Source organism: Mycobacterium sp. (genome assembly GCF_050701515.1).
In the GTDB taxonomy this organism is placed as follows: domain Bacteria; phylum Actinomycetota; class Actinomycetes; order Mycobacteriales; family Mycobacteriaceae; genus Mycobacterium.
The window spans coordinates 1-5,856 of sequence record NZ_JBOGDB010000194.1 but is presented as its reverse complement, the minus strand read 5'-3'; the positions used below and the strand labels follow the sequence as shown (position 1 = coordinate 5,856).

The following is a 5,856-nucleotide window of genomic DNA, read 5'->3' as shown; positions in this document are numbered from 1 at the left end:
TCCTGATCGCCGTGGTCGCAGCGACGGCCGCGCTGTGGTTCACGCTCGTCCTCGAGTCGCTGGTGCTGCGATTCGTCGCAGGGCTCGTAATGGGCGTCGCTGTCGTCGGAATGCACTACACGGGCATCGCAGCGGTCCGTGTGACCGTCGATCACGCCGCGCCGGTTCCCGGCGGGCCCGAGGTCTTCTCATTCCTGTTCCCGGTCTTCGTGATCGCTTTACTTGCGCTCGTCGTCCCGATCACCGCCGTGATGCTGGCGCCCGATCGCGTTGCTACCGGAAGTCGATCCGCATCACGCCTCGTCGCTTCGTCGGCCGGGCGACCTCGGTGAACCCAGCATCCTCGGACAAGTTGCACCAGGGCTCTTGCCTTCGCAGTAGCCGCCATACCCCGACCCCGCCAGGCCCGGCCCCTTGCCGGGGCACCAGATCGGTGGATGCGGTACGGAGGGGTCGAAGGTGTCTGCTTGCGCCGGCGCGGTCGGCGACAAGACCGACGACGGCGTGACGACCGAATCCCCGACCAAGACAGAAGCTAGGCCGTCTTTGCTGAATTAAGTTCGGATTCGCAATAAATTGCAGCTAGATCCATAGTAGTAATTGCTACAGCAAACGTTGTAGCATCGCTGCCAAGGCAAAATGGCACGCTGACAGCCCAACTCCGTCAACATAGGAGGATGCGTTGCGGCATGGGACTGCTCGTGGCCGCGATGACGTTCGCGCTCGCGGCCTGTGCGGAGCCGACCACGTCGTCGACCGCTCCGACGTCGAGCACGACGCCGGCCGCCCCCCGGACCGCCGCGCCGTCGCCGGTAGCGACGACATTGCCGACTGCGCCGCCACGGCTCGCGTCGGACCCCGCGCAATTGGCCGACGACCTAGTCGCCGACGAGCGTGCGCTACGCGACCCGTCGTCTCCAGAAGCCGTGCTGGTCGATGCGGCGCGCCGCCAGCAAGTGGCCTACCGAACGCTGGCTCGCAATCCCGAGTGGGAAGCGATCGCGCGGCCACGTATTCCGCAGGAAGTCATCGGTGTCTATGACCGCAACATCGATGCGCGCCACCAGCTGGACGCGTTGGTCGATCCGGAGGACAGCATGCCCGCGTGGCGCATCGACCCGCCGGCGCCTGCCGAAGAGCTGCTCGGCTATTACCGCGAGGCGGAGAGCGCGACCGGCGTCGGCTGGAACTACCTGGCGGCGATTAACTTCATCGAAAGCCGCTTCGGCCGCATCGTCGGGCTGAGCTCCGCCGGTGCGCACGGCCCAATGCAATTCTTGCCGTCGACGTTCGCCGCGTACGGCGACGGTGGCGACATCCTCTCGCCACACGACAGCATCATGGCGGCCGGTCGCTACCTGGCCGCCAACGGTTTCGCCGACGATCAGGACCATGCCCTCTACCGCTACAACAATTCCGGTTTGTACGTACGGGCAGTCAAGGACTACGCCGCCGTGCTGGCAACCGGCCCCGCCGCATTCGCCGGTTATTACCGATGGGATGTCTACTACCGCACGACTTCAGGCGAAGTGCTCCTGCCCGTCGGCTATGCCGCTAACTCACCGATCCCCGTCGGCGACTACTTGGCAACACACCCACAGTGAGAGGGGAAGCCCGCGGATTCATCATCCGTCGGTCGCGGGAAGGTGTCTTTGCCTGGAAGTTCTGAGCGCGCGGATTTCTTAGCGCCCTCAACTATCAGCCGCCAGGGCCGGGGATGTTGGGCGGATTGGGGACGTTCGGGACCTCCGGGATGTTCGGCGGGTTGGGGACGTTCGGCACCTCCGGGACGGTCGGGACCTCCGTAACGGTCGGGACGGTCACCGTGACCGTGTCGGTCGGGCTGGGTTGCGCCGGGGGGACCGTCGTGACCGTCGCCGGGGGCACCGTCGTGGGGGACACGGTCGTCGTCGTCGTGGTGGTCGTCATGGCGGCCGTTCCGTCGATGACACCGCAGGCCACTCGCCCGCCCGCATCGCCGGTGGCCAGCGTCTCCTGGTCGGGACCGGGAGCGTCGTTTGGGCCCCGGTAGCGCGACGGGATGTTGGCGAAGTTGTCCGGGCCCTCGTGGATGATCAAGGCGGTCTTCTCGCCGGCCAACAGGTCCGCCGCGGTGAAGGCGCTGGTGGTGGTGACGACCCTCGCCGAACCGTCGGGTCGCACCTGCAGAGAGGTCAAATCGCCGCTGGCCGGATGATCGGAATGACCGGGCACCTGGAAATGGCCCCCGGCGGAGTTGAAGTTGCCGGGAGAACCGCCGGTTGGAGCCACCGAGTCGGCTTCACACTTGCCCACCGAGTGGATGTGCATGCCGTGGAAGCCGGGGCTCAGGATGCCGGTTTCGACGGTCTCCACCGTCACCGTCGCGTAGCCGTTGGCGAACTCGAAGGTCGCGTCGGCGACCGTTCGGCCGTCCGGGGTTTTCAGTTGGGTGGTCAATCGTTCAGCGCCGGCTACCTGGGTAGTTGTGGTCGTCGGCGACTGCTGGCCCTGCGGCTGTTCTTCTGCGCAGGCGCTCAAGGCGACGGCCATACCCAGGACGGCGACGACGGATGCGGGCTTGACGGTGGCGGGCGCGATGTTCATAACCGGTCGGCGTACCCATGTGCGGCGGCCACGAAACGGAAAGCGGCCCCGGCGGCCAATTGCAGTCGCTCGACCCGGCCGGCATCGCCCAACGCGTGCGTCACCGCATCTGTCGCAGCTGCGGTCCAAGTGTAGTGGGGGTAAACCAACTATTATTGGCTAACACCAACTATAGTAAGCTAGCAGGTACATTAGTTGCCGATTTGGAGACCGCGATGCAGTTCAACCGGCCGTTTGCGACGGTGACGCCGACGCTCGACGGCGATGTACTAGCGGTGCTGGCGGCGCATGACGTCACGTTCACCACTGGCCAAATACGTCGTGTCCTCAACGGCTACTCCGAGGAGGGCATACGCAAAGTGCTGACGAGATTGGTGCTCCAAGGTGTGGTTCTCGCCGAGCGAGTCGGTAACGCATTCGCGTATAGGCTCAACTCTGAGCATATTGCTGCAGAGCCCATTCAGGCGCTAGCTCACCTGGCGAGCACCTTCATGACCCGCCTCGAGCGTCACCTTGAGGCTTGGGAGCAACCGCCGGTGTATGCCGCAATCTTCGGATCGGTAGCTCGAGGCGAAATGACGCTTCATAGTGACCTCGACATCTTTCTCGTGCGCGACCGCGAAACCTCGGACAGCGTGTGGGCGCGCCAAGTCAACGAGCTTGCGGCGACTGCCACCAGATGGACGGGCAACGACGCGCGCGTGGTCGAGTACGCGGTCGAGGATTTGGGCGCTGCTAGCGCTGAGCCAATGGTGCGCGATGTGATTGACCACGGACTCACGGTGGCCGGGTCGCGAGCTTGGCTCATCAAGCAACTACGGGCAGTTTCGACAGAAGCGCTGCGCAAATGACGCGGCGAACCCCGGATTGCACGAACGCATTCCGCGATGGCCGGCTGAAGAAGGCGAACGAGTTCCATGAAGGCGCTGTGGTCATCGCCGATGACTTACCGAACGCGGCGGTTGACTTGCTTGTTGATGCCGGTATCGCCGCCGCGGACGTCATTTGTTGCGCTCGACTGGGAGTGCATGCGACGGGCGAAAATCACTATGAAGCGGCCGCACTACTGAAACAGGCCGAGGGGAACATGGAGAAGTACCTGCGGACCCTACTGAACTTGAAGACAAAAGTGGCCTATACGCACCAGCCGGCGACGATTGACGAGCGTAAGAAGGCCAGTCGAGCAGCCGAGGCTCTGGTCGAGGCTGCCCGCCGAATTTCGGCCGGCCAGTAACAAGATGATGATTGCCGCCTTGCAGCCGCACTGCCACGCGCCTGAGATGACGGGTTTCTGACGGCCGTCGCTCGCTCGCCGAGCTCGGGCATACGATTTGAGGATGACCGAGGTCAAGTCTCGTTCCCGGGTGCGGTCTTGGGTGTACGCCCTGCGCACCACCAACCCACCGCCCGACACGCCGATCGACACCGTCACACGCTGGCTCGTGGTGACCCGGGCGGCGGTGCTGCCGATGACCCTGGTATCCGGCCTGGTTGCGGCGCTGCTGGCGATCGGCGAACCGGGCCTGGACTGGCGCTGGCTCGTCCTCGCCCTGGTCGGAATCACCCTGGCCCATGTCGCCAACAATCTGATGAACGACCTGTTCGACACCCAGGTTGGCAGCGACAGCGCCACCTACCCGCGGTCCCTCTACGCGCCGCACCCGGTGCTGTCCGGACTGGTGAGCCGCCGGACGCTGTTGGTGGCGATCTTCCTCGTCAACCTCGTCGACCTGGCGATCCTCGTGGTGCTCACGCTGGCTCGCGGGTGGCCGGTGCTGGCGTTCGCACTCGCGGGCTTCGTGCTCAGCGTGGCGTATACCGCGCCACCGCTGCGACTCAAGAAGCACGGCCTCGGCGAGCCCGACGTCTTCGTCGTGTGGGGTCCCCTGATGGTGTGCGGTACGTACTACTCCGCCGTCGGCTCGGTCGGCTGGGACATCGTGCTGGCGTCGCTGCCGTACGGCCTGCTGTGCACGACGGTGCTGATGGGCAAGCACATCGACAAGATCCCCTTCGATCAGCCGCTCGGAATCCACACCGTTCCAGTGATTCTCGGCGCGGAGCGGGCCCGGGTCGCCACGCTGGCGATGATGGTCGGGTTCTATGTGCTGGTCGCGGTGGCCGTCGTGTTCGGCGCCATGCCATGGCCCGCACTTCTCGTCGTCCTCGCGCTGCCCCGGCTATGGAAGGTCTGGCCGCGCTTCCGCCGTCCACCGCCCGACGAACCACCGCCGGACTACCCCGTTTGGCCGTTGTGGTACGCGGCGCTGGCCTTCCTGCACGTGCGTCAGGCGGGCGCGTTGCTGGTCGTCGGCCTTGCGATCGGCGCTGTCCTCAAGGTCATCTGACATGAGCCTGTTGGGTGAGCTGGGCGGGGTGCGTATGGGTCTTGGCCGGGCGCTGTTCGGCCTGATCGCCGGACCCGACGGCCCCAGCAACAGGGCCCGCATCCACGACGCCCCCGGCCCGCGCTGGTTCGGCGAGGACCGCCCGATCCGAAGGGTCCACGCGGATGCCTCGATGTTCGTCGGTGGATTGCGGGCGCTGCTGCTTCAATCGCTGCACCCGTTGGCCATGGCGGGCGTCGCCGAGCACTCCGATTACCGGGGCGATCCGTGGGGTCGGCTGCAACGCACCAGCACCTTCCTCGCGGTGACCACCTTCGGTCCGGCCGACGATGCGCAACGCGCGGTCGACAAGGTGCGCGGAATCCATCGGCGGGTCAGAGGCGTCGCGCCGGATGGCACGCCCTACCACGCGTCGGATCCTCACCTGCTGGAGTGGGTGCACGTCGCCGAGGTGGACAGCTTTCTGCTCGCACACCAGCTCTATGGGGCCGCGCCGCTCGATCAGGCGGGTCGTGACGGATATGTGGCCGACACCGGCCGTGTCGCCGAGGCACTCGGAGTGCCCGATCCACCGCGCACTGAACACCAACTGCGGCAACGTATCTCCGCATATCGGCCCGAGTTGCGCGGGACAGCCGCGGCCAGGGACGCTGCCCGGTATCTGCTGCTGACCCCGCCGCTGCCGTTGGTTGCACGGGCACCCTATGGTGTCCTCGCTGCGACGTCGGTCGCCATGCTGCCGGCGTGGGCGCGCGCACCGCTGTGGCTGCCGTACGTTCCGCCGGTCGAGGCCACCGTCATCAGGATGGCCGGCAACGCCGTGGTGGGCGGAATCCGATGGGCGATGATGCCCCGACGGACGGACCGCGAATCGGTCGCCTAGCCCGGATTAGGTGGCGTGCACGTTGCGCGCACCGACGGT

6 protein-coding genes and 1 pseudogene are annotated in these 5,856 nt (G+C 66.0%); 6 read left to right on the top strand and 1 reads right to left on the bottom strand.

Going from position 1 to position 5,856, the window contains the following annotated elements:
* Together ACRDU5_RS15985 and ACRDU5_RS15980 are read left to right on the top strand one after the other, a co-directional pair.
* Positions 1-332 (top strand): annotated as a pseudogene (locus ACRDU5_RS15985) (MHYT domain-containing protein); the annotation flags it as partial.
* Between the two features lie 357 nt (positions 333-689).
* A complete protein-coding gene (locus ACRDU5_RS15980; protein ID WP_526615605.1) occupies positions 690-1,604 on the top strand; it encodes a lytic transglycosylase domain-containing protein in 915 nt (304 codons plus the stop codon).
* Positions 1,605-1,698: 94 nt separating this feature from the next.
* On the opposite strand, the gene sodC is transcribed toward ACRDU5_RS15980, so the two are convergent.
* A complete protein-coding gene (sodC, locus tag ACRDU5_RS15975) occupies positions 1,699-2,586 on the bottom strand; it encodes a superoxide dismutase[Cu-Zn] (protein WP_526615604.1) in 888 nt (295 codons plus the stop codon).
* 215 nt (positions 2,587-2,801) lie between these two features.
* Between sodC and ACRDU5_RS15970 the strand changes: the two genes are divergently transcribed.
* The 4 genes from ACRDU5_RS15970 (at position 2,802) to ACRDU5_RS15955 (ending at position 5,817) form a co-directional block, all read left to right on the top strand.
* A complete protein-coding gene (locus tag ACRDU5_RS15970) occupies positions 2,802-3,437 on the top strand; it encodes a nucleotidyltransferase domain-containing protein (protein ID WP_526615603.1) in 636 nt (211 codons plus the stop codon).
* The gene (locus ACRDU5_RS15965) at positions 3,434-3,820 is read left to right on the top strand and encodes a hypothetical protein (RefSeq protein WP_526615602.1); all 387 of its coding nucleotides are present in this window, start codon (positions 3,434-3,436) and stop codon (positions 3,818-3,820) included. Before ACRDU5_RS15970 ends, ACRDU5_RS15965 begins: the two co-directional genes overlap by 4 nt.
* A gap of 103 nt (positions 3,821-3,923) precedes the next feature.
* Positions 3,924-4,934: a prenyltransferase gene (locus ACRDU5_RS15960; protein ID WP_526615600.1), complete on the top strand. Its 1,011-nt coding sequence runs from the start codon at positions 3,924-3,926 to the stop codon at positions 4,932-4,934.
* A gap of 1 nt (position 4,935) precedes the next feature.
* Positions 4,936-5,817 (top strand): oxygenase MpaB family protein, encoded by an 882-nt coding sequence (locus ACRDU5_RS15955; RefSeq protein WP_526615599.1) that lies wholly within the window; start codon positions 4,936-4,938, stop codon positions 5,815-5,817.
* Positions 5,818-5,856 lie beyond the last annotated feature (39 nt).